This window comes from Agrobacterium sp. ICMP 6402, assembly GCF_009498615.1.
Classification (GTDB): domain Bacteria; phylum Pseudomonadota; class Alphaproteobacteria; order Rhizobiales; family Rhizobiaceae; genus Agrobacterium; species Agrobacterium burrii.
In genome coordinates, this window is record NZ_QSNV01000004.1 from 1 (window position 1) to 1,323 (window position 1,323).

Annotated in this window: 1 protein-coding gene and 1 other annotated feature; the gene reads right to left on the reverse strand. The window is 59.0% G+C overall.

Going from position 1 to position 1,323, the window contains the following annotated elements; translation table 11 throughout:
* Positions 1–41: 41 nt before the first annotated feature.
* Positions 42–1,270, reverse strand: a protein-coding gene (locus DXT96_RS13070) for an IS3 family transposase (protein WP_153515141.1) whose coding sequence is annotated in 2 segments (ribosomal slippage) — positions 42–976 and positions 976–1,270 — 1,230 coding nt in all. Because the reading frame shifts where the segments join, the coding sequence is not laid out codon by codon here.
* Positions 873–989 (reverse strand) — a sequence feature (AL1L pseudoknot). It overlaps the preceding gene by 117 nt.
* Positions 1,271–1,323: the final 53 nt, after the last annotated feature.

Sequence of the window (1,323 nt, forward strand, 5' to 3'; positions counted from 1 at the left end):
ACTGAACCGCACCGGGTTTGCCGGAGGCCATTTGGTTTGAGTTATGCGGCCATGGCTGGTTCGTCCAGCATGGCGTAGTAGCGTTCTTCAGCCTCGGCTGGCGGTATGTTTCCGATGGGCTCCAGAAGTCGTCGGTGGTTGAACCAGTCGACCCATTCCAGAGTGGCGAATTCCACGGCTTCGAAGTTCCTCCATGGTCCGCGCCGATGAATGACCTCGACCTTGTAGAGACCGTTGATCGTTTCGGCGAGGGCATTGTCATAACTGTCGCCGACACTTCCGACAGAGGGCTCTATGCCAGCTTCTGCCAGCCGCTGGGAGTACCGGATGGACACGTATTGAACGCCCCTGTCCGAATGGTGCACGAGCCCGCCGCCATGAACGGGACGCCGATCATGAAGTGCCTGTTCAAGGGCATCGAGGACAAAGCTCGCATGTGCCGTCCGGCTCGCCCGCCAGCCAACGATGCGCCGGGCAAAGACGTCGATCACAAAGGCCACGTAGACGAAACCCTGCCAGGTGGCGACATAGGTGAAGTCCGAAACCCACAGCCTGTTTGGTGCTGGGGCTTTGAACTGGCGGTTTACCCGGTCAAGCGGGCTCGGGGCTGCCTTGTCCGAGAATGTCGTGCGGACCGGCTTTCCTCGAATAATCCCCTGCAGGCTCATCGACCTCATAAGCCGAGCGACCGTGCAGCGGGCGATGTCGTAGCCTTCTCGTTGCAACTGCCGCCAGACTTTACGCACGCCATAGACCTGGAAGTTCTCATTGAACACCCGGCGTATCTCGATCTTCATGCCGATATCGCTGCGGGCGCGAACCGACAGGCAGTCCACATCCAAGCGCTTGGCGACGTTCTCGTAGTAGGTTGATGGGGCAATCGGCAAAAGCCTGCAGATCGGCTCGACCCCGAACACGCTACGGTGTTCGTCAATGAACGAGATCATCGTTTGAAGGGGCGGTCGAGCTCCGCCATCGCGAAATAAGCAGACGCCTTGCGCAAAATCTCGTTGGCCTGACGAAGCTCGCGGTTCTCCCGCTCAAGAGCCTTCATCTTCTCGGCCGCGTCGCTCGGCAAGCCTGCTCGTTTGCCGCTGTCGACCTCGGTCTTCTTCACCCATTCATGCAGCGTGGCTGGCGAACAACCGATCTTGCCCGCAATAGATGAAACGGCTGCCCACCGCGACGGGTGCTCTGCCTCGTGATCCAATACCATACGGACGGCACGTTCGCGGACTTCAGGTGAAAACTTGTTCGTTGTCTTGCTCATATCGGCTCCACTCTCTCAGAAGTTGGAGCCTCTGGCAAACCCGGTGCGGTTCA